General features: G+C 66.4%; 23 protein-coding genes. 17 read left to right on the top strand and 6 right to left on the bottom strand.

From position 1 onward, the window contains the following. Positions 1-7: 7 nt before the first annotated feature. From VK682_RS16590 to VK682_RS16600, 3 genes are read left to right on the top strand one after another with little or no spacing between them, the layout of a single operon-like run. On the top strand, positions 8-1,111 hold the full coding sequence (locus tag VK682_RS16590) for a CgeB family protein (RefSeq protein ID WP_230796634.1): 1,104 nt from the start codon (positions 8-10) through the stop codon (positions 1,109-1,111). Positions 1,112-1,116: 5 nt separating this feature from the next. Next, the gene (locus VK682_RS16595; protein ID WP_230796723.1) at positions 1,117-2,166 is read left to right on the top strand and encodes a UDP-glucuronic acid decarboxylase family protein; all 1,050 of its coding nucleotides are present in this window, start codon (positions 1,117-1,119) and stop codon (positions 2,164-2,166) included. Next, positions 2,163-2,906, top strand: coding sequence for a TIGR04290 family methyltransferase (locus VK682_RS16600; protein ID WP_230796633.1), 744 nt, complete (start codon positions 2,163-2,165; stop codon positions 2,904-2,906). The genes VK682_RS16595 and VK682_RS16600 overlap by 4 nt, the downstream gene beginning before the upstream one ends. A 45-nt stretch (positions 2,907-2,951) precedes the next feature. Here the strand turns inward: VK682_RS16600 and VK682_RS16605 are convergent, their stop codons facing one another. Next, positions 2,952-3,998, bottom strand: a complete 1,047-nt coding sequence (locus VK682_RS16605; protein WP_230796631.1) for a GlxA family transcriptional regulator — start codon at positions 3,996-3,998, stop codon at positions 2,952-2,954. Positions 3,999-4,095: 97 nt separating this feature from the next. Here VK682_RS16605 and VK682_RS16610 point away from each other — a divergent pair, with 97 nt between their 5' ends. The 5 genes from VK682_RS16610 to glyA are packed head-to-tail and all read left to right on the top strand — an operon-like array spanning position 4,096 to position 10,498. Beyond that, positions 4,096-5,349 (top strand): sarcosine oxidase subunit beta family protein, encoded by a 1,254-nt coding sequence (locus tag VK682_RS16610; RefSeq protein ID WP_230796630.1) that lies wholly within the window; start codon positions 4,096-4,098, stop codon positions 5,347-5,349. Positions 5,350-5,360: 11 nt separating this feature from the next. Continuing rightward, positions 5,361-5,663 (top strand): sarcosine oxidase subunit delta, encoded by a 303-nt coding sequence (locus VK682_RS16615; RefSeq protein ID WP_089846355.1) that lies wholly within the window; start codon positions 5,361-5,363, stop codon positions 5,661-5,663. Beyond that, positions 5,660-8,650 (top strand): sarcosine oxidase subunit alpha, encoded by a 2,991-nt coding sequence (locus tag VK682_RS16620; protein WP_324782240.1) that lies wholly within the window; start codon positions 5,660-5,662, stop codon positions 8,648-8,650. The genes VK682_RS16615 and VK682_RS16620 overlap by 4 nt, the downstream gene beginning before the upstream one ends. A gap of 10 nt (positions 8,651-8,660) precedes the next feature. Then, positions 8,661-9,215 carry a sarcosine oxidase subunit gamma gene (locus VK682_RS16625; protein ID WP_324782241.1) on the top strand — a complete coding sequence of 185 codons (555 nt, stop codon included), beginning with the start codon at positions 8,661-8,663 and terminating at the stop codon, positions 9,213-9,215. A gap of 14 nt (positions 9,216-9,229) precedes the next feature. Next, positions 9,230-10,498 (top strand): serine hydroxymethyltransferase, encoded by a 1,269-nt coding sequence (gene glyA / locus VK682_RS16630; RefSeq protein WP_324782242.1) that lies wholly within the window; start codon positions 9,230-9,232, stop codon positions 10,496-10,498. Between the two features lie 53 nt (positions 10,499-10,551). Here the strand turns inward: glyA and VK682_RS16635 are convergent, their stop codons facing one another. Together VK682_RS16635 and VK682_RS16640 are read right to left on the bottom strand one after the other, a co-directional pair. Continuing rightward, positions 10,552-11,865, bottom strand: coding sequence for a type II toxin-antitoxin system HipA family toxin (locus VK682_RS16635; protein WP_324782243.1), 1,314 nt, complete (start codon positions 11,863-11,865; stop codon positions 10,552-10,554). Next, a complete protein-coding gene (locus VK682_RS16640) occupies positions 11,865-12,116 on the bottom strand; it encodes a type II toxin-antitoxin system RelB family anti-toxin (RefSeq protein ID WP_230796626.1) in 252 nt (83 codons plus the stop codon). The genes VK682_RS16635 and VK682_RS16640 overlap by 1 nt, the downstream gene beginning before the upstream one ends. Before the next feature lie 272 nt (positions 12,117-12,388). Here VK682_RS16640 and VK682_RS16645 point away from each other — a divergent pair, with 272 nt between their 5' ends. The 5 genes from VK682_RS16645 to VK682_RS16665 all read left to right on the top strand — a co-directional run bounded on the left by VK682_RS16645 (position 12,389) and on the right by VK682_RS16665 (position 17,287). Next, complete coding sequence (locus VK682_RS16645; protein ID WP_230796624.1) at positions 12,389-12,772, top strand: carboxymuconolactone decarboxylase family protein; 384 nt, start codon at positions 12,389-12,391, stop codon at positions 12,770-12,772. A 246-nt stretch (positions 12,773-13,018) separates the two neighbouring features. Further along, entirely contained in the window at positions 13,019-14,437 is a 1,419-nt protein-coding gene (locus VK682_RS16650; RefSeq protein WP_230796622.1) for an FAD-binding oxidoreductase, read from the top strand. Further along, positions 14,434-14,958, top strand: coding sequence for a TRAP transporter small permease (locus VK682_RS16655; protein ID WP_089846370.1), 525 nt, complete (start codon positions 14,434-14,436; stop codon positions 14,956-14,958). Before VK682_RS16650 ends, VK682_RS16655 begins: the two co-directional genes overlap by 4 nt. Before the next feature lie 11 nt (positions 14,959-14,969). Further along, a complete protein-coding gene (locus VK682_RS16660) occupies positions 14,970-16,247 on the top strand; it encodes a TRAP transporter large permease (protein ID WP_089846372.1) in 1,278 nt (425 codons plus the stop codon). 38 nt (positions 16,248-16,285) lie between these two features. Further along, entirely contained in the window at positions 16,286-17,287 is a 1,002-nt protein-coding gene (locus VK682_RS16665) for a TRAP transporter substrate-binding protein (protein ID WP_230796620.1), read from the top strand. 62 nt (positions 17,288-17,349) lie between these two features. Here VK682_RS16665 and VK682_RS16670 read toward each other — a convergent pair whose 3' ends face one another. Then, positions 17,350-18,363: a zinc-binding alcohol dehydrogenase family protein gene (locus tag VK682_RS16670; RefSeq protein ID WP_230796619.1), complete on the bottom strand. Its 1,014-nt coding sequence runs from the start codon at positions 18,361-18,363 to the stop codon at positions 17,350-17,352. A gap of 97 nt (positions 18,364-18,460) precedes the next feature. On the opposite strand from VK682_RS16670, the gene VK682_RS16675 reads away from it, so the two are divergent. After that, positions 18,461-18,820 (top strand): winged helix-turn-helix transcriptional regulator, encoded by a 360-nt coding sequence (locus VK682_RS16675; protein WP_230796618.1) that lies wholly within the window; start codon positions 18,461-18,463, stop codon positions 18,818-18,820. A 27-nt stretch (positions 18,821-18,847) separates the two neighbouring features. On the opposite strand, the gene VK682_RS16680 is transcribed toward VK682_RS16675, so the two are convergent. Beyond that, positions 18,848-19,837 carry an aldo/keto reductase gene (locus VK682_RS16680; RefSeq protein WP_324782244.1) on the bottom strand — a complete coding sequence of 330 codons (990 nt, stop codon included), beginning with the start codon at positions 19,835-19,837 and terminating at the stop codon, positions 18,848-18,850. Between the two features lie 340 nt (positions 19,838-20,177). On the opposite strand from VK682_RS16680, the gene repA reads away from it, so the two are divergent. The 3 genes from repA (at position 20,178) to repC (ending at position 23,732) form a co-directional block, all read left to right on the top strand. Then, positions 20,178-21,365, top strand: a complete 1,188-nt coding sequence (gene repA / locus VK682_RS16685) for a plasmid partitioning protein RepA (protein WP_089846380.1) — start codon at positions 20,178-20,180, stop codon at positions 21,363-21,365. Further along, entirely contained in the window at positions 21,362-22,360 is a 999-nt protein-coding gene (gene repB / locus VK682_RS16690) for a plasmid partitioning protein RepB (RefSeq protein WP_230796616.1), read from the top strand. Before repA ends, repB begins: the two co-directional genes overlap by 4 nt. A gap of 181 nt (positions 22,361-22,541) precedes the next feature. Further along, positions 22,542-23,732 (top strand): plasmid replication protein RepC, encoded by a 1,191-nt coding sequence (gene repC, locus VK682_RS16695; RefSeq protein WP_324782245.1) that lies wholly within the window; start codon positions 22,542-22,544, stop codon positions 23,730-23,732. 167 nt (positions 23,733-23,899) lie between these two features. On the opposite strand, the gene VK682_RS16700 is transcribed toward repC, so the two are convergent. Then, the gene (locus VK682_RS16700) at positions 23,900-24,979 is read right to left on the bottom strand and encodes a tyrosine-type recombinase/integrase (RefSeq protein WP_324782246.1); all 1,080 of its coding nucleotides are present in this window, start codon (positions 24,977-24,979) and stop codon (positions 23,900-23,902) included. Positions 24,980-25,267: the final 288 nt, after the last annotated feature.

The raw sequence follows: 25,267 nt of genomic DNA on the forward strand, positions 1-25,267 counted from the left end.
CGCGCCCATGGATATCGTCATCTTCGGCCTGTCCCTGACCTCGTCCTGGGGCAATGGCCACGCCACCACCTACCGCGCGCTGATCCGGGGGCTCGCCGATCAGGGCCACCGGGTGCTGTTTCTGGAACGCGACGTGCCGTGGTATGCGGCGCAGCGCGACCTGCCGGATCCGCAGTTCTGCGAGCTGGAGCTTTATGACGATCCCGAACAGGTGCTGGCCCGCCACGCCGACCGGCTGCGCGCCGCCGATGCCGTGATCGTCGGATCCTATGTGCCGGACGGGATCGGCCTGATCGACCGGCTGGCGGCGATGGATCTGCGGCGCTTCTGCTTTTATGACATCGACACGCCGGTGACGCTGGCGCGGCTGCGGCAGGGCGAGGAGGAGTATCTGGCCCGCCGCCAGATCCCGCTCTTTGATCTTTATCTGTCGTTCAGCGGCGGACAGGTGCTGAACGAGCTGCAGCGCGACTGGGGCGCGCGGCGCGCCGAGGCGCTGTTCTGTTCGGTGGATGCGCAGCGCTACCACCCCACCGACGAGCCCAAGATCTGGGATCTGGGCTATCTTGGCACCTACAGCCCCGACCGGCAGGTGCGGCTCAACGAGTTGCTGATAGAACCCGCCCGCGCCCGGCCCGACCTGCGCTTCGTGGTGGCGGGGCCGCAATATCCCGACAGCCTCGACTGGCCCGGCAATGTCGACCGCATCGATCATCTGCCGCCCGAAAAACACGCCTCTTTCTACAGCCGCCAGCGTTTTACCCTGAACGTGACGCGGGATGACATGATCGCGGCGGGCTGGTCGCCCTCGGTCCGGCTGTTCGAGGCGGCAGCCTGCGCGACTCCGGTGATCAGCGATCCATGGCCGGGGCTCGACGGGCTTTTCCCCGAGGACGAGGCGATCCTGATCGCGCGCAGCCGCGACGACGTGCTGACCGCGCTGTGCAAGCCCGAAAAGGCCGCCCGCGCCATCGGCCAGACCGCGCGCCGGATCGTCGCCACATCCCATACCGGGGCCGCCCGCGCCCAAGACCTGCTGCGCGCCCTGAGCCCCGGGGCCGGGGCGCGCCTCCCGCGTCATGAGCCCTTTCTGGAAGGATCGACCCAATGAGTCCCATGTCAGCCAAGCGGCGCCTGAACATCCTTGTCACCGGCGGGGCCGGATTTGTCGGATCGCATCTGTGCGACGCCCTGCTTGCGGCGGGGCACAGCGTCACCTGTCTGGAAAGCTTCCTGACCGGATCGCGCGCCAATATCGCCCCGCTGCTGAACCACCCCCGCTTTGCGCTGGTGGAAGGCGATGTCTGCACCCCCTATGCCCATGAGGAACGACTGGACCGGATCTACAACCTTGCCTGCGCGGCCTCCCCCGCGCGTTATCAGGCCGATCCGATCCACACCATGATGACCTGCGTCAACGGCGCCGCCAACATGCTGGCGCTGGCCGAAACCCATGGCGCGCGCTTCCTGCAGGCCTCCACCAGCGAGGTTTATGGCGATCCCGAACAGCACCCGCAGCACGAGGATTACCACGGCAATGTCAGCTGCACCGGGCCGCGCGCCTGTTACGACGAGGGCAAGCGCGCCGCAGAGACGCTGTGTTTCGACATGCAGCGGCAGGGCCGGGTCGATGCCCGCGTCGCCCGCATCTTCAACACCTATGGCCCGCGCATGCAGCGCGATGACGGGCGGATCGTGTCGAACCTGATCGTGCAGGCGCTGTCGGGGCGGGATCTGACCATCCACGGCACCGGGCGGCAGACGCGGTCCTTCTGCTATGTCTCGGATCTGGTGCTGGGCCTGCAGCAGCTGATGGAGCTGGAGCCGAACCCGGTGCAGCCGGTCAATCTGGGCAATCCCGACGAATACGAGATCCTCGATCTGGCGCAACAGGTGCTGGACATGACCGGATCGCCGTCGGGTCTGGTGTTCCGCCCGCTGCCCGAGGATGACCCGCGCCGCCGCCGCCCGGACATTTCGGCGGCGCGGCGTCTGCTGGGCTGGCAGCCCGAGGTGCCGCTGCACGAGGGGCTGGGCGCCACGATCGCACATTTCCGGATGCAGCTGGACGTGGCCGCCCCCCGCCCCGTCCCGCCGCAGCCGCCCCGGCGGCGTGCCGACCAGCCGGATGACCCATGGATCCAGCATCAGGGAGCCGCCGAATGACAGAAACCGCACAGACCACCCTGCGCGACCGGATCACCGGGCTTGGCCCGTGGTTTCACAACCTGACCATCGGGGGGGTGCAGACCGCTCCGGACCATTTTCTGGGGGATTACCCGCGCCTGAAATGGGAAGGGTTCCGCCATGTGCTGCCCGAGGATCTGCAGGGGCGCAGCGTTCTGGACATCGGCTGCAATGCCGGGTTCTTCGCGCTGGAGATGAAGCGGCGCGGCGCCGGGCGGGTGCTGGGCATCGACAGCGACCCGCATTACCTGCGGCAGGCGGAATTCGCCGTGGCCGAAGCGGGCGAGGATATCGAACTGCGGCAGATCTCGGTCTATGACATCGGCAGGCTGAAGGAACGCTTCGATCTGGTGCTGTTCATGGGGGTGTTCTACCATCTGCGCCACCCGCTGCTGGCGCTGGACATGATCCACGAGCATGTGGCCGATGACCTGCTGCTGTTCCAGTCGCTGATGCGCGGCGCGGCAGAGGAAGGCCCGGTAGAGGCGGATTATCCCTTTGAGGAAACGGCGCTTTTCGACCGGCCCGACTTTCCCCGGCTGCATTTTGTCGAACATCGCTATTCCGGGGATCCGACCAACTGGTTTGTCCCCAACGGTCCCGCCATCGCCGCCATGCTGCGCAGCGCGGGCTTTGCGATCACGGCGCGCCCCGAACCGGAGGTGTTCCTGTGCCGCCGCAGCGCCCGGCCCGAAATGGTGCCGCCGCCGCCGCTGTGACGGCGCCTCCCCTGCCTTATGGCCGCAGCGGCGCGTGCCGCGCGGTCAGCCGGTCTGGTTCAGCAGCACGCCCACCGTCGGCAGGTCATCGTCGCGCCGGGCCTGTGCCTTGCGATACTCCGCCGGGGAAAAGCCACGCTCCGCCCGGAGCGTGCGGGCAAGATGCGGGCCGTCGCAGAACCCGCTGGCCAGCGCGATGTCGGCGATTGCATCCGGGGTCGTGCGCAGCCGCAGCAGCGCCCGGTCCAGCCGCAGATCAAGGTAGATCTTGCCCGGGGTCTGGCCCAGATCCTCGCGGAAGCGGCGTTCCAGCGTCCGCCGCCCGACCTGCAGCTGATCCGCCAGCGTTGCGACCGGCAGCGGTGTTTCGATGTTCTGCTGCATCCGCAGGATGGCGCGCTTGACCAGCGCGTCGCGCGGGGTGCGGGCGATCTGCTGTCCGGGCTGCGCCTGCTCGCCGCGCAGGGCCGCATCGATCATCATGATGTTCAGGCTTTTGATCGCGGCGTTCTGCCCGACATGGCGCGACACCAGAAAGGCCGCCAGATGCGCCGCGCCATGGCCGCCGGAACAGGTCAGCCGGTCGCGGTCCACCACGAAGATCTGGTCCGACACCGGCTGCACCGCCTCGAAGCGGTCGACAAAATCCTGATGGTGAAACCAGCTGACGCAGCAGCGATAGCCGTCCAGCAGGCCCGCTTCATGCAGCAGGAACACGCCCGTGCAAAGCCCGACCAGCGGCGTTCCGGCATGGGCGCGGGCTTGAAGATAGGCGCGTTCGGCGGGGTTCAGCGCGGAGCGGTCATTCATCACCCCGCCCACCACCACCAGATAATCCGGCGCCGCCGCCCGCCGCAGCAGCGTGTCCGGCGTGACCTTGACCCCACAGCTGGACCGGATCGGCGCCAGCGTGTCCGACAGCACCGACCAGTCGCACAGGATCGGGCGCGACTTGTCCGCCTCGTCAGCGGCAAGCCGCAGCACGTCGACAAAATTGGCAAAGGCCGACAGCGTGAAGTTTTCCGCCAGCAGGAACGCCACGCTCAGCCGCTTGCGGGATGTGGTCCGGGACAGGGGATCGGTCTGGCGCATGGCGCGATCATACAGGCTTTGTGACGCAAATCTACCGACATCGAACCGGCGCGACGCCTAGCCCTAGGCGGCAAGTTTTCCCCAGAAGGTGCCGCCCATGTCCCATTTCAGTGCGTTCAGCCTGCTGAAACACGCCTTGTCCGGCAACAAGGGCTGGACGGAGCAATGGCCCGACAGCCAGCCCAAGGCCGAATATGACGTGATCATCGTCGGCGCGGGCGGGCATGGTCTGGGTGCCGCCTATTATCTGGCCAAGGAGCACGGCATCACCAATGTCGCGGTGATCGACAAGGGCTGGCTGGGCGGCGGCAATACCGGGCGCAACACCACGATCATCCGGTCGAACTATCTTTATGACGAAAGCGCGCGGCTTTACGATCACTCCGTCGATCTGTGGGAAAACCTCAGCCAGGAACTGAATTACAACGTCATGTATTCGCGCCGGGGCGTGCTGATGCTCGCCCATAACGTGCATGACGTGCAAAGCTTCAAGCGGCACATCCATTCCAACCGGCTGAACGGCGTCGACAACCGCTGGCTGACCCCGCAGGAGTGCAAGGACTACTGCCCGCCGCTGTCGATTTCGCCCAAGGCCCGCTATCCAGTGATGGGTGGTGCGCTGCAGGAACGGGCGGGCACGGCGCGGCATGATGCCGTGGCATGGGGCTATGCCCGGGGGGCCGCGATGCGCGGCGTCGACATCCTCCAGAACTGCCCGGTCACGGCGATCCGCCGCCATCCCGATGGCTCGGTCGCCGGGGTCGAAACCGCCAAGGGTTTCATCCGCGCGAAGAAGGTGGCGGTGTCGGCTGCCGGTCACACCTCGGTCGTGATGCAGACCGCAGACGTGCGCCTGCCGCTGGAAAGCTATCCGCTGCAGGCGCTGGTGTCGGAACCGATCAAGCCGGTCTTTCCCTGCGTGGTCATGTCGAACGCGGTGCATGCCTATATCAGCCAGTCCGACAAGGGCGAGCTGGTGATCGGCTCGGGCACCGACCAGTATACCAGCTACAGCCAGCGCGGCGGCCTGCCGCTGATCGAACATACCGTGGCGGCGATCACCGAGGTGTTCCCGATCTTCAACCGCATGCGGATGCTGCGGAAATGGGGCGGCATCGTCGACGTGACGCCGGACCGCTCCGCCATCATCTCGAAAACCCCGGTGCCGGGGCTTTATGTCAACTGCGGCTGGGGCACTGGCGGGTTCAAGGCGACACCGGGCGCGGCGCATACCTTTGCCTGGACCGTGGCCAAGGATGAACCGCACCCGATCAACGCGCCCTTCACCATGGAGCGGTTCCGCACGGGCCGCCTGATCGACGAGGCGGCCGCCGCCGCCGTCGCGCATTGAGGGACTGACCAATGCTGCTGATCCATTGCCCCTATTGTGACGAAACCCTGCCAGAGGCCGAATTCGCCTATGCCGGTCAGGCGCATGTCCTGCGCCCGCAGGATCCGTCCGCCCAGACCGATGAGCAGTGGGAAGAGTTCCTGTTCATCCGCGAAAACCCCAAGGGGCCGCATTTCGAACGCTGGCGGCATCAGCACGGCTGCGGGCGGTTCTTCAACGCGGTGCGCGACACCGTGTCCGACAAGTTCCTGACCACCTACCGGGCGGGCGCACCGCGTCCCGACCTTGCCAGCCTGACGGAGAGCCTGACATGAGCCGCTATCGCGTTGCGGGCAAGGGCCGCGTCGAGACTGCCCAGCCGGTGGACTTCACCTTTGACGGCAGGCGCATCCGTGGCCTGCGCGGCGATACCGTCGCCTCGGCGCTGCTGGCCAACGGCATCCACCTGATGGGCCGATCGTTCAAGTATCACCGCCCGCGCGGCCCCGTCGCCGCCGGATCGGAAGAGCCCAATGCCCTGATCGGCACCCGCCGCGGCAAGGGCCAGTTCGAGCCCAACACCCGCGCCACCGTGCAGGAGATCTGGGACGGGCTGGAGACAACCTCGCAGAACAAGTTCCCGAGCCTGACATGGGACATCGGCGCGGTGAATGACGCCGCCTACATGCTGTTTTCCGCGGGGTTCTATTACAAGACCTTCATGTGGCCCAAAAGCTTCTGGGACAAGGTCTATGAGCCGTTCATCCGCGCCGCCGCCGGTCTGGGCGTGTCACCCAGCGAAGAAGACCCCGACAGCTATGCCTCGCGCTATCTGCATTGCGACGTGCTGATCGTCGGCGCCGGTCCTGCCGGGCTTGCCGCCGCCCGCGCCGCCTGTGCCGAAGGGCTGCGGGTCGTGCTGGTGGACGAAAACTCCGAAGCGGGCGGCACGCTGCTGTCCGAACCGCAGGCGCGCATCGGCGGCACACCGGCATGGGTCTGGCTGGCGGAGGAGCTTGCCGCGCTGCGGGCTGCGGGCGTCAGGGTGATGACCCGCACCACCGCCATCGGCTATTACCACCAGAACATGATCGGCATGGTCGAAAAGCTGACCGATCATCTGCCGCAGCAGCCCGCCGACACGCCGCGCGAACGCATGTGGCGGGTGCGGGCCAAGCGGGTGGTGCTGGCGCAGGGCGCGCTGGAAAAGCCGCTGGTGTTTCACGGCAATGACCGCCCCGGCGTGATGCTGGCCGGATCGGCGCAGACCTATCTCAACCGCTATGGCGTGCTGGTGGGCCGGCAGCCGGTCGTGCTGACCTCGCATGACAGCGCTTGGTATGCGGCCTTTGATCTGGCCGATGCGGGCGCCAAGGTGCAGGCGATCGTCGACACCCGCGCCACCGTGCGGCCCGATCTGCGGGCCGAGGCGGACAGGCGCGGCATCCCGGTGAAGCTGTCGCATACCGCCACCGCCAGCAGCGGGCGGCTGCGGGTCGCGTCGCTGCGCATCAACCCGGTGCTGAACGGCACGGTGGGTGCCGCCACGACGATCCGCTGCGACGCGGTGCTGATGTCCGGGGGCTGGACGCCGTCGCTGCATCTGTTCTCGCACACGCGCGGATCGCTGGCATGGGACGAGGATCTGACCACCTTCCTGCCGAAGGACACGCCCGAGGATTGCGTGATCGCCGGGGCGAGCCGCGGCCTGTGGGGGATCGCGGCGGCGCTGCAGGACGGCGCCGAAAAGGGCCGCGCCGTGGCGGCGGACCTGGGCGCTGCGGGGATCGCGCGGGCCTATGAGGTGCAGGACGACCGCCCCGGACAGGGCGAAAGCCGCAGGGAACTGCCGACCGACCGCGATCCGGGCCGCGCCAAGGCCTTTGTCGATTACCAGAATGACGTGACCGCCAAGGATCTGCGGCTGGCCGTGCGCGAGGGCATGCGGTCGATCGAGCATGTCAAACGCTACACCACCAACGGCATGGCCACCGATCAGGGCAAGATGTCCAACATCAACGGGCTGAACATCGCCGCAGACGCGCTTGGCAAGGCGCCGCCGCAGGTGGGTCTGACCACCTTCCGCCCGCCCTATACGCCCACCTCGTTCGGGGCCTTTGCGGGCTATCATCGCGGCGCGCATTTCGAGGTGACGCGCAAGACCCGCATCGACAGCTGGGCCGAGGACCACGGGGCGGTGTTCGAACCGGTGGGCCAGTGGCGGCGCGCGTGGTATTTCCCGGAAGCGGGCGAAAGCATGGACGATGCCGTGCGCCGGGAATGTGTGGCCACCCGCGCCTCGGTCGGCATGTTCGACGCCTCCACCCTTGGCAAGATCGAGGTGGTGGGCCCGGATGCGGTGGAATTCATGAACCGCATGTATACCAACCCATGGACCAAGCTGGCGCCGGGCCGCTGCCGCTATGGCCTGCTTTGCGGCGATGACGGCTTCATCCGCGACGATGGCGTGATCGGGCGCATGACCGAGGACCGCTTTCACGTCACCACCACGACCGGGGGCGCGGCGCGGGTGCTGACCATGATGGAGGATTACCTGCAGACCGAATGGCCGGATCTGCAGGTCTGGCTGACCTCGACCACCGAACACTGGGCGACCATCGCGCTGAACGGCCCCAATGCCGCCAAGCTGCTGGCGCCGCTGGTCGACGGGGTCGAGCTGACCGAGGCAGCCTTCCCCCATATGTCCTGCGTGGACTGCACCGTGGCGGGCATGCCTGCGCGGCTGTTCCGCGTCAGCTTTACCGGCGAGATCGGGTTCGAGGTCAACGTGCCCGCCCCCATGGGCCGCAGGCTGTGGCAGATCCTGTGGGACGCGGGCCAGCCCTATGACATCTGCGCCTATGGCACCGAGACGATGCACGTCCTGCGCGCCGAAAAGGGCTATATCATCGTGGGTCAGGACACTGACGGCACCGTCACGCCCCATGACGCGGGGCTGAGCTGGGCCGTGGGCAAGGCCAAGCCGGATTTTGTCGGCAAACGCGGGCTGGCCCGGCCCGACCTGACCGCCAAGGGCCGCAAGCAGCTTGTCGGCCTGCTGACCGAAGATCAGTCACGGCTGGAGGAGGGCGCGCAGATCGTGTTCGACCCGAACCAGCCGCTGCCGATGAAGATGGTGGGCCATGTCACCTCCTCCTATCATTCGGACGCTGCCGGACGGCCCATCGCGCTGGCGCTGGTCGAAGGCGGGCAGGACCGCATGGGCGAAACCGTGCACATCCCCATGCCCGACCGCGTGATTGCCGCCAAGATCACCGGCATGATCTTTGTCGATCCCGAAAACGCCCGCCTGAAACTCTGAGGTGACGACGATGAACGCCCCGATATCCTCTTTCGCGCCGGGCCTGATGGCGGAAACCTCTGCCGCGCGGGTCAGCGTGGCGGCCCCCGTCGCGCGGTGGTCGCTGCGCGCCCGGGACGGGCTTGCCACCCTTGGCGACACGCTGGGTCTGGTGCTGCCGCCGCGCATCGGCCAGCGCGCCGCTGCAGGCGAGGTGCAGGTGATCTGCCTTGGCCCCGATGAATGGACGCTCCACGCCCCCGAAGCGCTGGCGCCCCGCATCGAGGCGGGGTTCGCCGCGCTTTACGCCACGCATCCGCACAGTCTGGTAAACGTCTCCGGACGGGAGCTGAGCCTTGTGCTGGAAGGTCCGCGCGCCGCCGAGCTGCTGACGCTGGGCTGCGCCCGCGACATCGACAGCATTGCCCCCGGCGAGGGGCGGCGCACCAATTTCGACGGCGTCACCGTGCTGCTGTGGCGTGACGGCCCGACCCGCTTTCGCATGGATGTGTGGCACAGCTTCGTGCCGCATGTTTTCCACCTTCTGGACACCGGCTGCCGCGAGCTTGCCGCCGAGCCCCTCTGAAAAGGACTGCTCCCATGTTCGACACGCTTCCCAAGACCTCCCTGTCTGACGATGTGATCGCCGCCGCCATCGCGGAAGAGCTTGACCGGCAGAAGACCCAGATCGAACTGATCGCGTCGGAAAACATCGTGTCGCCCGATGTGATGGCGGCGCAGGGATCGGTGCTGACCAACAAATATGCCGAAGGTTATCCGGGCAAACGCTATTACGGCGGCTGCGAATTTGTCGACAAGGTGGAAGCGGTGGCCATCGACCGGCTGAAGCAGCTGTTTGGCGCGGCTTATGCGAATGTGCAGCCGCATTCCGGCGCGCAGGCCAATCAGGCGGTGTTTCTGGCGCTGCTCGCTCCCGGCGACCGCATCATGGGCATGTCGCTGGCCCATGGCGGCCACCTGACCCATGGCTCGCCGGTCACCATGTCGGGCAAATGGTTCGACGTGGTGTCCTATGAGGTCGATGCCGACACCCACCTGATCGACATGGACAAGGTGCGCGCGCTGGCGCTGGAAACCCGGCCCAAGCTGATCCTTGCCGGGGCCTCCGCCTATCCGCGCCAGATCGACTTTGCCGCCTTCCGCCGCATCGCGGATGAGATCGGCGCGGTGCTGATGGTGGACATGGCGCATTATGCCGGGCTGATCGCGGCGGGGCATTATCCCAACCCCGTGCCCCATGCCCATGTCGTGACCTCGACCACGCACAAGACCCTGCGCGGGCCGCGCGGGGGCGTCATCCTGACCAATGACGAGGCGCTGGCGAAAAAGATCAACTCGGCGGTGTTCCCGGGCAATCAGGGCGGGCCGCTGATGCATGTCATCGCCGCCAAGGCGGTGGCTTTTGGCGAGGCGCTGGATCCGTCGTTCAAGACCTATGCCGGACAGGTCATCGCCAATGCGCAGGCGCTGGCTGCGGTGCTGAAAGCGGGCGGGCTGGGCATCGTGTCTGGTGGCACCGACTGTCACATGGTGCTGGTGGATCTGCGGCCCAAGGGCGTGACCGGCAAGGTGGCGGAAATCGCGCTGGAGCGGGCGGGACTGACCTGCAACAAGAACGCGATCCCCAACGACCCGGAAAAGCCCTTTGTCACCTCGGGGATCCGGCTTGGGTCTTCGGCGGGCACCACGCGCGGCTTCGGCACCGCTGAATTCGAACAGATCGGCACGCTGATCCTGCGGGTTCTGGATGCGCTGGCCCTGTCGCCCGAGGGCGATGCAGAGGTCGAGGCGGCGGTGCGCGCCGAGGTGCGCGCGCTTTGCGACGCGCATCCGATCTATGGCGGCTGAGGGGCGGTTCCGCACCCGGTAAGGCCCCTGCGGCCCGCCCCTGCGCCGGAGCGTCAGCGTTCCTGCGCGCGCAGCCGGGGCAGCCGCTGCGCAAAGCCGCGCTGCACCGCCTCGATCAGGGCCGCCGGGAAACCCTGCGGCATCTCGGCGCTGGCCTGCGCAAAGGCCTGCGCCGCCCCGGCGGCGATCTCGTCAAAGATCTGCGCGATCTGCTGGCGTGAAAACCCGGCAGCAAGCCCGGTTTCGACAAAATGCCTGCCATGCAGATCCGACACCTTGTAATGGCGCCCCCTGCCCGCGCGCATCGCCAGCTTCATGTCCTTGACCTGAAGCTGCCCGGCCTCCAGCGTGGGCTGCACCGTCAGCACGTCATAAAGCGGCGTCATGCTGAACCGCCCGCCCGGCATCAGCGCGATGCTGAAGTTCTTGGCGTGACCGTCGGTGGCGCCGATCAGCCAGAACAGGATCGTGGCCTTGAAGAAATCGGCGCGGTCGCGCAGCGGCGTGTCGCTGCCCTGAAGCAGGTCGCAGATCTCGACGATGCCGGGGCCGCCTTCGTTCTGGTATTTGCGGGTGGGCGGCACGGACAGCGCCTGACAGCAATCCTCCTGCGGCAGGCGGATCAGGCGGCCATCACGGGCGCGCAGCCGGTCGAAGCGGTCGATCACCAGCGCCTTGGTATCGGCAAAATGCAGAATGCGAGTGCGGGCCACAGGCAGGCCGAACCCCGCCATCAGCCGCAGGCAGAAATGCTCGTTCTCGACGCTGTCGGTCAGATCCATGCCATTGGGCAGGGTGCCGATGGCGGGTTTGAGGATATGCGTCGTGGGGGTGGATCCGCTGGGTTCGATCCACTGGCCGTCATGGAACAGCAGCGCGGTCTTTTCCTGTGCCCCCGCCACCGAGATACGGAACTCCGTCTCGCGCCGGAGGCCAAGCGGGGTGTGGTGCAGATCGCTCAGCAGCGCCGCGATCTGCTCTTCGGCAAGCGGCGTGCCGGTCAGCGCCCGCCCCTCCCCCGGGCTTTCGCCTTCGGGCAGGAACTGCAGCGCGCCGACGCAGTCGCGCCCGATCCGCGCCAGCAGGCTGTGGGCATCAAGCCCCTCCGCCCCGACCCGCTCTGCCACGCGGCGGCGGATGTCGTCGCTGTCGGGCAGCAGGTTTTCAAACACCGCGATGACCGGGGGGCCGGTATAGCGTTCGGGGCGCAGCGGCAGCGCGCGCGAGATCGGCAGCCGGTTCTCCCATGCCAGCCAGTCGGCGGCATAGGTGAAGGCGAAGGCGCCGTCGGGCGCACGCAGATACTGGCCGACATGGCGGCGGTTCATGTAGACGTCGAGCGGCGCATAGACGCGCTTGCGCCCCATCAGAAGATGTCCTCCAGATCGTCGCGCGACATCTTGCTGCGCGGGACGATGTGCAGTTCAAGGTCAAGGGCGGCAAGCAGGTCGAAGACCGTCTCGACCTTGGCGCCGCTGGCGCTGGTCTCGATCATGGAGACGGTGCGCTGCCACAGGCCGGCACGCGCGGCAAGGTCCGCCTGCGTCAGGTTCTGGGCGCGGCGCGCGGCGCGCAGGACGTGGCCAAGGTCTTTGGTGGTGCGGGCGATCTGGTCCATGGGCGGAATCCTTTCGCCACAGAACATGAGGCCTGGATCATATTCCGTCAATATGTTGTCGGGATCATAAGTCAGATAAATGATCTGCAGATCATGAATCCGTGCCCCACGGTCGGCCCTGCGGCAGGCGGGCGGGGGCTGCCGTCTTGCGGGCTGCCGCGTCTTTGGCCAGACTGCCCCGGGGGAGACGCGGGTCAGCGCCGGGAGTTTGCCATACGTGCAGCCCCTGCCCGCCCAGACCCTTGCACCGCACAGGACAGAGGAGCGGCAGGATGGACAAGGCGCGTTTTGACAGGGGGCTGGCGCAGCGCAAGGCGACGCTGGGGGCGGACTACGTGGAACGGTCGCTGGACAATGCCACCGCGTTTTCGAAAGACTTCCAGACCCTGCTCACCGAATATTGCTGGGGCGCGGGCTGGGGGGATGACACGCTGTCGCCCAAGACGCGGTCTATGCTGAACATCGTGATGCTGGCGGCGCTGAACCGGATGCAGGAATGGGAGCTGCATTTCCGTGGCGCGCTGACCAATGGCGTCAGCATAGACGAGCTGAAGGCGATCATCACCCATATCTCGATCTATTGCGGGGTGCCCGTGGGCGTCGAATGCCACCGCATTGCCAACCGCGTGCTCGCCGAAGAGGGGCTGCAGGGCTGATCCTGCGCTTGTAGGCGCGCAGATGGGTCACCCGGGGCGGCGCGTCTGCCCCGGACGGCGGTCGCGCGCCTTGCCTCCTCCTCCGCTTGCTGCCGCTCCGGACCCGTCTGGTCCGCACCTGTCGGGCGCGGTGCGGTCGAGCTTTGGCACAGCCATTATGCATGACTGACATGTTGGTGGGTTGACAGTGATTTCGCAAACTGTAACTTCCCGCCACGTTGCTGCCCAAGAGGAGGAGTGCGCTGCATGGACGGAGGAATCTCCAACCCCGCCGGGACTGCCGAAAGGCTTGCCCAGATGCTGGCGGCCCTGCCCGAACTGGCGCGGGACGCGCTGGTGGATCCGGTGCCGCCGCGCAACCTCAATGACTGGTCGGCCCTGCCGCCGGAAACCCCCGCCGCCCTGTTCTGCCCGCGCTCTGCCGAGCAGGTCGCGGCGATCCTTGCTGCGGCCAATGCCGCGCGGGTGCCGGTGGTGCCGCAGGGCGGGCTGACCGGGCTCTGCGGCGGCGCCCGTCCCATCGCGGGCGGCATCGCGCTGTCGCTGGAAAAGATGACGGGCATCGAAGAGATCGACGAGGCCTCCGCCACCATGACCGTGCTGGCAGGCACGCCGCTGGAGCTGATCCAGCGCGCCGCCGCCGAACGCGGCCTGTTCTTTTCGCTTGATCTGGGCGCGCGCGGATCCTGCGCCATCGGCGGCAATGCCGGCACCAATGCCGGCGGCAACCGGGTGATCCGCTACGGCATGATGCGCGATCTGGTGCTGGGCGCCGAGGTGGTGCTGCCCGACGGCACCATCGTCAACGCGCTGTCGAAGCTCATCAAGAACAACACCGGCTATGACGTGCGCCAGCTGTTCATCGGATCCGAAGGCACGCTGGGGGTCATCACCCGGCTGGTGCTGAAGCTGCATCCGGCGCCGGGCTGCACCCATGCCGCGATCTGCGGCCTGTCCGATTACGACAAGGTGGTGGATCTGCTGCGCGGCGCCCGCCGCAAGCTGGGCCCGACCCTGTCCGCCTTCGAGGCGATGTGGCCCGATTACTGGGAGGTGGCCTGCGCCGTGCCCGGCGTGCGCGATCCGCTGGAGGCCCGCCATGCCCATACCGTGCTGATCGAGGCGCAGGGCACCGACGAGGCCATCGACGGCCCGCGCTTCATGGCGTTCCTCGAGGCGATGTTCGAAGAGGGCATCATCGAGGATGCCGCGATCTCGCAGAGCCTGTCGGACGTGCAGGCCTTCTGGGGCGTGCGCGATGCCTGCGCCGAATTCAAGACCACGCTGGGGCCGCATCATGCCTATGACGTGGGCCTGCCCACCGGACAGATGGACGGTTTTGCCCGCGCCTGCCGCGCGGCGGTGGCCGAGGCGGTGCCGGGGGGCCGGTCGGTCTATTACGGCCATATCGGCGACGGCAACCTGCATCTGCTGGCATGGGTGCCCGGGGCCGCGCCGCAACCGGGAGAGGCGCTGGACGAGGCGGTCTATGCCACCGTGCGGGCCTTTGGCGGCTCTGTCTCCGCCGAGCATGGCATCGGCACCACCAAGAAGAAATATCTGGAATTCTCGCGCAGCCCCGAGGAGCTGGATCTGATGCGCCGCGTGAAGCGCGCAATTGATCCCAACGGCATTCTCAACCCCGGCAAGGTGATCGACGCATGACCCTGCTCCGGGCAATCGAGGCGCATTTCGAACGCGCCATCCTCGCCATCATCCTGTTTGCGCTGGTGGCGATCCTCGCGGCACAGGTGGTGTTCCGCTATCTTGTCGGATCGCCGCTGGTCTGGTCCGAGGAGTTGGCGCGGTATCTGCTGGTCTGGTGCACCTTCATCGGCGTCAGCCTTGCGGTGCGCGAAGGGCGCAACATTTCCGTCGACCTGCTGCCGGTGATGTGCGGCGCGCGCTGGCTGCGCGCCTTTGCGGTGCTGGCGCTGGTGGGCTCTGCGGTCTTTTTTGCGCTGATGGTCTGGTATTCGGTGCCGCTGACCCAGCGCATCGCCAAGATCGGGCAGGCTTCGCCCGGGCTGGGGCTGCAGATGTGGCTGGTCTATGCGGCGGTGCCCGTGGGGCTGGGCATGGCCTTCCTGCGCGCGCTGCAGGCGCTGTGGCTGATGTCGCGCGGCGCGCCGGTGCCGGGGACCACCCCGGGCGCGCCTGCCACCGTGATCCAAGAAGACGTGTAGGGGACCGCGCCATGCTTGCCATCTATTCACTGGGCTTTTTCCTTCTCGTCCTGCTGCTGAGCATCCCCGTGGCCTTCGGGCTGGGCTTTGCGGCGCTGCTGCCCGGCTGGCTGGGTGCGCCCACCAATCCCGGTCAGGTGGTGCGGTCGGTGGTGACCGCGCTCGACAGCTTCCCGCTGCTGGCGGTGCCGCTGTTCATCCTCGCGGGCGAGATCATGACGCAGGGCGGGCTTGCCAAGCGGCTGTTCAGCTTTGCCGATGCGGTGTTCGGCCGGTTCCGGGGCGGGCTTGCCATGTCCACGGTCGCGGCCTGCATGCTGTTCGGGGCGATTTCCGGCAGCTCTCCGGCCACCGTGGCGGCCATCGGGTCGATGGCGGTGCCGCTGCTGGTGCATCGCGGCTATGACCTGCGCTTTGCCACCGCGCTGGTGACGGCGGCGGGCACTCTGGGCGTGATCGTGCCGCCCTCCATCCCGATGATCATCTACGGCATGTCGGCGCAGGTGTCGGTTTCGGCGCTGTTCATCGGCGGCATCGGCCCGGCGCTGGTCATCGGCGGGCTGCTGATGGGCTATGCCCATTTCTATGGCCGCAAGCATGCGGCGCGCATCACCTCTGACGCGGGGCGGGTCAGCGCGCTGAAGGCGTTCCGCGAAAGCTTCTGGGCGCTCATCGCCCCGGTCTTCGTGCTGGGCGGCATCTATGCGGGCGCCTTCACCCCCACCGAGGCCGCCGCCATCGCCTGTGTCTATGGCGCCGTCGTCGCCATGGTGATCTTCCGCGAACTGACCTTCCGCGACATGGGCCGCGTGCTGGTGAATACCGGGCTGACCATCGCGCCCATCCTCATCATCGCAGGCACGGGGGCCGCACTTGGCCGCGTGCTGACGCTGCTGCAGGTGCCCGCCGCCATCGGCGATTTCATCGGCGGCGCCATCGATGACCGGCTGATCCTGCTGCTGCTCATCAACATCATCCTGCTGGGCGTGGGCATGGTGATGGAAACGCTGTCGGCCATCATCGTGCTGACCCCGATCCTGCTGCCGGTGCTGGCCCCCTATGGCGTCGATCCGGTGCATTTCGGCCTGATCATGGTGGTGAACCTTGCCATCGGCTTTGCCACTCCGCCGGTGGGGGTGAACATCTACGTCGCCTCCGGCATCACCAAGCTGTCGGTCATCCAGATCTGCCGTGGTCTGGTGGTCCCGATCGCCCTGCTTATCGTCGGCCTGATGGTCGTCACCTATTGGCCCGGGCTCACGCTCTGGCTGCCAAGTCTCGGCGGCTGACCGCCGCCGGGGACCACATCCCAAGGGAGGACACACCAATGACCCTGAAGTCGCTTTCCATCTCCGCGCTGCTGGCGCTTGGCACGGCGCTGCCCGCTGCCGCCGCCGATTACACCATGATCCTTGCGCATACGCTCAGCGACAAGACCCACCCGCTTTATCAGGCCTTCGACAAGATCGAGGCGGATCTGGAAGAGAAGTCCGGCGGCCGCATCGACGTGCAGCAGCAGGGCGGCGGCGCGCTTGGCGGCGACCGCGAACTGATGGAATCGCTGCTGCTGGGGGATGTGCAGCTTGTGCCGACCTCCACCTCCGGCGCGGTGCAGTTCGTGCCGGAATTCGCGGCCTTCGAAATTCCTTACGTCTTTCCGACCGACACCGCGCGCCTGCGCACGATCCTGAACGACAGCGAGTTTTCGGCCTTCATCGACGAAAAGCTGGCCGAGCAGGGGATGAAATTCGGCCTCTTCCACAACGCGGGCTTCCGCCAGCTGACCACCTCTGGCGTGGCCGTGCGCAGCCCCGAGGACATCAAGTCCAACAACCTGCGCATCCGCGTGCCGGAGAACCCCTATTCGGTGGCGACCTGGGAAGCCATCGGCGCGGCGCCGACCCCCATCGCCTTCCCCGAGCTTTACGGCGCGCTGCAGCAGAACGTGGTGGACGGGCAGGAAAACCCCTTCGGCCACATCCTGTCGCAGCGGTTCTACGAGGTGCAGAGCTATCTGACCACGACGAGCCACATCCTGCTGGCCAACGTCAACCTCATCAACAAGGACTGGTATGACAGCCTGCCCGAGGATCTGCAGCAAGTCGTTGACGAGGTGATGGCCGATGCCGCCGCCTTCGAATGGGACGTGCAAGACGAGATGCTGAGCGAGCAGCGCGCGCAGATCGCCGAGCATCTGGAGATCATCGACCTGACCGAGGAGGAGCTGCAGCAGTTCCGCGACGCCACCGCGCCCATTCAGGACATGGTCCGCGAAAATATCGGCGACGAGACGGTGGATTCGCTGCTGAGCGCCATCGAAGCCAACTAAGCCAAGTCAGGCGCGGCGGGATCCCTCCCGCCGCGCCCTCCCCTGCCCCGCGGGACGGGCTGTCAGAACCCTTCCAGCACGATCTTGCCGCGCGCGGTCCCGCTCTCGATCAGGGCGTGGGCCTTTTTCAGGTTCTCGGCATTGATCGGCGACAGCGTGTCGGTCAGCGTGGTGCGGATGCGCCCGTCATCCACCAGCCGCGCGATCTCGTTCAGGATGCGCCCCTGTTCGCCCATGTCCGGCGTCTGATAAAGCGCGCGGGTGAACATCAGTTCGTGATGGATCGACACCGCCTTGCGCTTGAACAGCATCACGTCGAACCCCTTGGGATCGTCGATCAGCGCGAAGCGGCCCTGCGGCGCGATCAGGTCGGCGATTTCGGGGATGTGCTGGTCGGTATGGGTGGTTGAAAACACGAAGGCGGGCGCGCCAAGACCAAGTGCTGCGACCTGTGCCGCCAGCGGCTGCGAATGATCCAGCACGTGATGCGCCCCCAGGTCCCGCGCCCAGTCCTGGGTTTCGGGGCGCGAGGCGGTGGCGATCACGGTCAGGTCAGTGCATTGCCGCGCGATCTGCACGGCGATGGAGCCGACCCCGCCCGCGCCGCCGATGATCACGATGGCCTCCGCCGCGCCGGGCACGGGGCGGGTCACGTCCATCCGGTCAAACATCGCCTCCCATGCGGTCAGCGAGGTCAGCGGCAGGGCTGCGGATTCCGCCCAGCTGAGCGAGGTGGGGCGATGACCGACGATGCGTTCATCCACCAGATGCAGTTCGGCATTGGTGCCGGGACGGATCAGCGAGCCCGCATAAAACACCTCGTCCCCCGGCTGGAACAGCGTCACCTCCGGCCCGGTGGCGCGCACGATCCCGGCAGCATCCCAGCCGATCACCTTCCAGTCGCCGCCCTCGGGCGCGGTGCTGCGGCGAATCTTGTAATCGACCGGGTTCACCGACACCGCCTTGACCTCGACCAGCAGATCGCGCCCTTCGGGCTGGGGGTCCGGCAGGTCGATGTCGACCAGCGCTGTGGCTTCGGTGATGGCGCCGGGGATCTGATATCCAACAGCTTTCATGGCATGTCTCCTGCTTGCATGCCGCAGACCTAAGACTTACCCTCGGCCCTGCGCAATACGCACAAAGATTGACGATAGTGTCAGAAAGGATACCGTCTTGAGCAAGCTCCGCCATTCCCGTTTCGACTGTGCGCCGGGCTGTGCGGTGGAGGCGGCGATCAGCCTGATCGACGGCAAGTGGAAATGCGTGATCCTGTTTCACCTGACCGACGGCACGATGCGGTTCAGCGAACTGCGCCGCGCCATCCCCGGCGTGACGCAGCGCACCCTGACCAACCAGCTGCGCGAGCTGGAGGCGGACGGGCTGATCCGCCGCGAGGTCTTTGCGCAGGTGCCGCCCAAGGTGGAATACAGCCTGTCGGATCTGGGCCGCAGCATGACCCCGGTTCTGGCCGCGCTGAAGGCATGGGGTGACGCCAATCTCGACCGGTTCGCCATGGCGCAGCCCGACACCTGAGCGCGCCATGGCCGAATAGGGCGCGCCTCAGCCGAAGATCGCGTGCTGCTCCATCTCGGGCCAGATCGCCTCGGGCAGGTCCTGCGCAAAAAGGTCGAAATTCCGCGTGAGGCTCGCAGGCTTGGCCGAACCGATCAGCACGCTGGCCACCACCGGGCTTTTCAGCGGAAAATGCAGCGCCGCCGTGGCCAGCGCCACGTCATGACGGGCAGCCACCGCTTCCATCTCGGTGACGCGCGCCATGATCTCGGGCGGGGCCTCGTGGTAGTTGAAGGTGGCGCCGGGCCGGGCGCCGGTGGCAAGGATGCCTGAGTTGAACACGCCGCCCACCACCATCGCGGTGCCGCTTTGCTCGCAAAGGCCCATCAGCCGGGCGCTGGCGCTGCGGTCCAGCAGCGAATGCCGCCCCGCCATCAGCAGGCAGTCGAGCGGCACCCGGTCCATCACGTCTAGACAGGCCTGAACCTGATTGACGCCAAGCCCATAAGCCTTGATGTGGCCATCGCGCTTCAACTCCTCCAGCGCCCTGATGCCGCTGCGGCTGAAGCTGTCCAGATGCGCGGCATAGCCTTCGGCGTCAAAACTGTCGGGCTCCAGATCATGCACATAAAGAATGTCGACCGAGGGCAGACCCAGACGCTGCAGGCTGTCTTCCCAGCTGCGCAGGATCCCGTCATAGGAATAGTCATAGGTGATCGAGAAGGGCAGCGCGCCGACATAGCCGGTGTCGGGCAGCGGACCCGAGGTCACCGGCTCCAGCAGGCGCCCGACCTTGGTGGACAGCACGAAACTGTCACGCGGCTTGTCCTGCAGGAAATCCCCGACCCGCCGTTCCGACAGGCCCTGCCCGTAAAACGGCGCGGTGTCGAAATAGCGGATGCCGCGCTCCCATGCCGCCTGCAGCGTCGCCATGGCCTGCGCCCGGTCGACGGGACGATAAAGGTTGCCGATGGGCGCGGCCCCGAAGGACAGTTCGGTCAGGTCCAGCCCGGTGGATCCAAGTTTGCGCGTCTTCATTGAGACTCTCCTTGTCACGCCGGACCGCCGCCCTGCGGCAGTCTCGGCTCTTGCACGAGGCAGTATAGCGGACCATGGCGGAGCGTCGATGTCGTTTCGTCAGATCTGACATGAAGATACCCACGCAAGCGTCTGATCTTGCGGGAAAGTTGCCGCGATTGACCGCTTCGGTGACGCGCCGCGCCCGCCCCTGCGCGCGCAAGGGCCGCCCCTGCCCCGTTGGCCCGCGGGGTCAGGATCCTGAAAACGCTTGCGCGAATCCGAGTCAGCCTGCAATAGTCACGGAAAAGGGCGACCAAACGCCGGATTCCGTGAACACGCTACGGACGCAAGAGGGCAGATGAGCAGAGCCGAGACCCACGAAGACCTTAACGCGGTCATTCGTCAGCATTCCGAAATGCTGGCCGCGCAGTTGCATTCGCAGCGGGAAAGCCTGTTTCCGCCTGATGCCTCCAAGGCTATGCGGAAATTCACCTCCGGGGAAGCGGCGGCGCTGCTGGGGGTCAATGATTCCTACCTGCGCAAGCTGCATCTGGACGGCAAGGGCCCCTCGCCCGAGATGTCATCGGGAAACCGGCGGCAGTATTCGGTGGAAGACATCCAGAACCTGCGGATCCTGCTGGAAAAAACCGCGCGCAAACCCGGGGATTACCTGCCCGGCCGCCGCGAGGGCGACCATCTGCAGATCATCGGCGTGATGAATTTCAAGGGCGGCTCGGGCAAGACCACGTCTTCCGCGCATCTGGCACAGCGGCTGGCGCTGAAAGGCTACCGGGTGCTGGCCATCGACCTTGACCCGCAGGCCTCGCTGACGGCGCTGCACGGGGTGCAGCCGGAATTCGACCTGCTCGACGGCGGCACGCTGTATGATGCCATCCGCTATGAAAACCCGCTGCCGATCACGCAGGTCATCCGCCGGACCTATATCCCCAATCTTGACCTGATCCCCGGCAACCTTGAACTGATGGAATTCGAACACGAGACGCCGCGCGCGCTGGCCCGGGGCAATGCCGGGCTGTTCTTCTTCCGGGTCAAGGAGGCGCTGGCGCAGGTCGATGACCGCTATGACGTGGTGGTGATCGACTGCCCGCCGCAGCTTGGGTTCCTGACCATGTCCGCGCTCTCTGCCGCCACCGGCGTGCTGGTCACCATCCATCCGGAAATGCTCGACGTCATGTCCATGAGCCAGTTCCTGCGGATGACGGCCGATCTGATGGATGTCATCGCCGACAGCGGCGCCGACATGTCCCATGACTGGATGCGCTATCTGCTGACCCGGTACGAGCCGACCGATGCGCCGCAGAACCGCATCGTGGCCTTCCTGCGCACCATGTATGGCGACAAGGTGCTGAACGCGCCGATGCTGAAATCCACCGCAATTTCCGATGCGGGCCTGACCAAGCAGACGCTTTACGAGGTGGAGCGCAGCGCCTTCACCCGCACCACCTATGACCGCGCCATCGAAAGCCTGAACGCGGTCAATGACGAGATCTCGCAGCTCATCCAGAAAACATGGGGGCGCCCGTGACCGACAGCAAGAAACGCCGCCTGTCCATGCTTGACGGGCTGGCCAGCACCGGAGCCCCCGCCACGCCGGGCAGCATGATGTCCAGTAACCGCGCGCTGCGCTCTGCCCGTGATGCGGTGGACGCGCATCATGTCTGGGATCTGGACCCTGCCGAGATTGACGATGACCGCTTCGCCGACCGGCTCGATCCGCAGGATGTGCTGGATCTGCGCGCCTCCATCGAACAGAACGGCCAGACCGTGCCGATTCTGGTCCGGCGCCACCCGACCGAAACCAACCGCTACCTGCTGGTCTATGGCCGCAGACGGCTGGAGGCGATCCGCGGCTCCGGCAAGCTGGGCAAGGTCCGCGCGCTCATCGCCTCGCTTGACGACAGCGCTGCGCTGCGCGCGCAGGTGTCCGAAAATACCGGCCGACGGGATCTGAGCTATATCGAACGGGCGCTTTTTGCGCGGGAACTGCTCGACAGCGGCTTCGGATCGCAGGCACAGATCGCCGAGGTTCTGAATGTCACCCGCTCCGCCGTGTCCATGGCGGTGTCAGTCGCCAAGACCGTGGGGCCCGATCTCGCGCGGGCCATCGGCCCCGCGCATGGCATAGGCCGCCCCAGATGGGAGGCGCTGGCCAAGGATCTGGCCGAAACCCGCCCCGACCCCGCCGATCTGAGCCAGATCGCGCAGGCGGCGCGCGACACGGCGGCAGGTGGTGCGCGGACCGACGACAGCGAAGAGCCCGACATCGACCCGTCGGTCGCGGCCTTTGACGCCGTGGTGCGGCATCTGAAAAAGGGCAGTCCCGCACGGCGCGGCACCAAGGCGCGGGCAAAGACCACGCCGCTGGTGATCGGCGGCAGCGTTGCCGGGACGGTCAGGAAATCCAACGGGGCGGTCCGTCTGGACCTGACCACCGTGGAGGAGGGTTTTGCGGACTGGCTGGACGGCCAGGCGCAGAGCCTGATCGAGGAGCTTCACGCGCGCTGGAAAAGCGGGTCGTGAGCAGAGGCAGAGCAGCAAGAAAAAGGAGGCACGGCACAGGCTAAAGAAAAGGTCCCGCAAAGCTTGCGCTCCACGAGACCCAGACTTTGATCTTAGCACTTTCAAGGTAATGGGCCAGCGCATGAACCGCAAGTCTTAATGGATTCGCGGAACAGCTTTTCTATGCCTTCGTGAAAAAATCATGGACTACATTCCCCTTTCGCCGTTTATGCGGCCGATGACGCATGCCCATTTGCGCGGCGTCCCCCCTGCAGAGGCGCCCGCCCCTGACAGGTCCGTCAACAAATGGGCGATTCTGCGCGACCTGTCCAAGGCGCAGGCGGCCTTCGGGATCACCGAACGCGACCTGACGGTGCTGCAGGGGCTGCTGAGCTTCTGCCCAGAGACCGAGCTTGCCACGGGGAAGGACATCGTGGTGTTCCCCTCCAACAAGACGATCTGCGAGCGGCTGAACGGCATGCCCTGTTCCACCATGCGGCGGCATCTGGCCCGGCTGGTGGAGGCCGGGCTGCTGATCCGCCGCGACAGCCCGAATGGCAAGCGCTACATGCGCAGGCTTGGCCCGGAGCGGGTGGCCTTCGGCTTTGACCTCTCCCCCCTGCTCCACCGTGCGACAGAGATCACCCAGGCAGCAGAAGCGGTACGGGAGGCAGAGACCCGCCTGCAGCATCTGCGCGAGGTGATCAGCCTGATGCGCCGCGATCTGGCAGCCCTTGCCGAATTTGGCGAAGACCTGTTCCCGGGCCTCGGCCTCTGGGATCAGCTGCGCGACCGGGCGGCGCTGACGGTACGCGCGCTGCGGCGCAAGCTGAAGCTGGACGATCTGGCGCAGCAGAAGCGCGATCTTGAAACGCTTCTGGACGCCGCCCGTCAGCAGATCGACGGCGTTGATGCAGCGGAAATGGTCACCACTGACGCCCGGAATGAGCAGCACCAACAGAGATCACAAATAGACTCTCTTGATCTTGAACAGGGCATGGAAAGCGGCACCGATTTCAGTGTCTCCTCGGCCGACGAGTGTGATGTGACGGAAGACAGGCCCAAACCAAGCCTGCCGCTGAGGCTGGTGCTGGCCGCCTGCCCCAGTCTCCGGACCTTCTATCCGCAGGAAATCCGGCACTGGCACCACCTGCATGATGCAGCCTGCAAACTGCGCACGTTCATGGGCATCAGTCCCGCTGCATGGAATGAGGCGCAGCGCCATATGGGGCCGGAGCAGGCCGCGATCACGGTTGCCGCCATTCTTGAACGGGTGACCGAGATCAGATCGCCCGGCGGCTATCTGCGCGCGCTGACCGCGAAGGCCGCTGCGGGACATTTCAGCAGTAGTCCGATGATCATGGCGCTGTGCAACAGGCCGCAGGCGGCATGAGACAGGGCAGGGGAGGCATGTTTCCGAAACGCAGGGAGGTCGGGCGCAGGAGAATGCCGGGCCCGGGTCAGTTCACAGCTGTGAACTTCGCCGAATGCTGCCTGCTTTCACATGTTCACAGCTGTGAACTTTGCGCTGTCCGGTCAGACCTGAGCCGCAACCAGCCCCTACAGACCGGAGGCTTTGGTCAGGTTGACGCGGAACCTGTCGCGGCGGCGCTGATAGCGCCGGGTCATCTCGGCGCTGGAATGGCCAAGCTGTTTCTGCACATAGCGCTCGTCGACCTCGGCGCTGCTGGCAAGCCCCGCGCGCAGGCTGTGGCCGGAAAACAGCGCCAGCCGTTCCTTCTCGGGAAGCTCGGGGCGCAGCCCGGCATCGCGCACCGTCTGCTTGACCAGCCGGGCCACATGTTTGTCAGACAGCCGCTTGGGCGTTGCCTTCAGCCCGTTGCGCGACACCGACACGAAGACCGGCCCGAAATCGATCTTGGCGAAATGCAGCCACTGGCTCAGCGCGTGAACCGGGCAGGTCATCGGCGCGCTGCCTCGGGCAATCTCCACCTCGCGCCAGCCGGTCTTGCCGCGCAGGGTGATCAGCACGCCCTCTTCCAGCAGATCAACCCAGCCGCCGCTGTCGGGCGTGTCGTCCTTGTGGATATCAAGGCTGACGATTTCAGATCGGCGCAGCCCGCCCGCAAACCCCACCAGCAGCATGGCGCGGTCGCGCAGCCCGCGCAGATCATGCGGCAGCGTGGCAAGCATGGCGCGGATATCCTCCGCCAGAACCGCCTCTTTCTGCACCGGGGGTCTGGCATGGCGGCGACGGATGCCCGCAAGAACGCTGGCGATGTGACGGTCCTTGCGGTCCATCCGCGCACCGCGCTGCGCGTAGCCCCAGGCCAGACCGGAAAGCCGCCGCTCGATCGAGGAGACCGACAGCCCCGCCGTCCTGCCCTGCCCCGAGGCGAGATCGGCAAGATAAAGCCCGATCATCTCGGGCGAGGGGGGCAGCGGGTCAGCGCCGCGCATCCGGCACCAGCGGCCAAAATGCGCCCAGTCGGCGGCATAGGCTTTCAGGGTGTTGTCAGACGCGGACTGGCGGGCATAATCCCGTGCCGTATCCACAAGCCGATCAAGCCCACCCGATCCGGCCACATGGGCGGGAAGGACAAGTTCGGCATCTGGGCGCGGCGGATCCTCCGGAGTATCTGGTGACTCAAGCGGCGATGATTTGGATTTTTCCGTCATGGCTTGAGCCTTCCGCAATATGTCCGGTAAGGCAAGATTACCGGACATATCCAAGGGCGGCAAGTCGCGGCGGTTCATTGCTGACAGACTGGCGCAAAGCGCCGCTGCATGCTAGGGATCTGCGCATGACCCCGCGCCGCCCGCGTCCCGATCCTCAGCCCCCAAGCCTGCCTCCCGTGCCGCTGCGCGGAGCCTCTGGTGCTGCGGACACGCTGGAGCATCATGCGTTCTGGTCGGGGGCGGCACTTGCGCATCTGCATCTGGTGCTGGCGCAGCCCGACCTGCCGC

Source organism: Salipiger marinus, assembly GCF_035481585.1.
Classification (GTDB): Bacteria; Pseudomonadota; Alphaproteobacteria; order Rhodobacterales; family Rhodobacteraceae; genus Salipiger; species Salipiger marinus.